The organism is Companilactobacillus halodurans (assembly GCF_009600985.1).
In the GTDB taxonomy this organism is placed as follows: domain Bacteria; phylum Bacillota; class Bacilli; order Lactobacillales; family Lactobacillaceae; genus Companilactobacillus; species Companilactobacillus halodurans.
This window is the reverse complement of the sequence record NZ_VDFP01000276.1, coordinates 1-1,047: the sequence shown is the minus strand read 5'-3', so window position 1 is coordinate 1,047 and position 1,047 is coordinate 1. Positions and strand designations below refer to the sequence as shown.

General features: G+C 32.8%; 1 protein-coding gene and 1 pseudogene. Both read left to right on the top strand.

The genetic code is table 11. The annotated features are described in order from the left end of the window. Nucleotides 1-517, top strand: a 517-nt coding sequence (locus tag FHL06_RS14135; protein WP_192918043.1) for a solute carrier family 23 protein, incomplete at its 5' end; no start/stop codon positions are given. Between the two features lie 124 nt (nucleotides 518-641). Further along, a pseudogene (locus FHL06_RS14130) lies at nucleotides 642-1,047 on the top strand (hypothetical protein); the annotation flags it as partial.

Below are 1,047 nucleotides of genomic sequence, written 5' to 3'. Positions count from 1 at the left end.
TGCTTTGGCAGAATTGACTGGTGATAAATTAAGTGAAGATGATTTACAACGTGGCTATGCTTCAGAAGGTTTGGCCGCTATCTTGGGTGGTATTTTTAATACATTCCCATATTCAACTTTCTCGCAAAATGTTGCCGTTGTGCAATTGTCTGGTATTAAAAAGAATAAGCCAGTTTATTTCTCAGCTTTCTTGTTGATCATCTTGGGATTAATACCTAAGGTTGGAGCAGTTGCTGAATTGATTCCAAACGCTGTTTTAGGTGGAGCTATGTTGATTATGTTTGGTACCGGTGGTATTGAAGGAATCAAGATGCTCACAAAAGTTAAAATGACTAATAACAATATCATGATTATGGCTGTTTCTATCAGTTTGGGACTTGGTGTAACGGTTCAACCAACACTATTGCACTTCCTTCCATCAACTGTTCAAACGATTTTAAATAACGGATTAGTTGTCGGAAGTTTCTCAGCAATTATCTTGAATTTACTATTGAATTCTAATAAAGAGACAAATTAACTAGTTTAAACATTTTCAAAGCAATTACAAAGTTTGGTCATATTTTCATCACATTTGGTACGTATACTTATCGAAAAGTTAGATAAGTATACGTATTTTTTTTTAGATAAAAGGAGTGATAAATATGCCTGAATATAAATATCTAAGTATCGTAGTAAACAAGTTTGACCTACCATTTGAGATAAAATTAGCTACGGTTGATCCGGACTTGATCGATACAAATTTAGTAGATAAAACAATTGAAAAGATTTCTGAAAATATTAAAGAATATGATGCTGTTTTTTCATTAGAGAATCATGATTCTTTGCTATCAAGATTTCAAGACGGTGAAGAAACAGGATTAATGACATCCAAAATTTTTCGAGAAGTATATGAGCAGACCATTACCGCTGAACAAATGACACATCATTATTTTAGTTCCTACTTTAACGGTAAATATGATCCAATTGGCTTGTTGAATGGTTGGATGATTGATCAAATTTTTAATAGAAATCTTTTGGAAATGCTCCAAGTAGATGGAGTTGATGGTA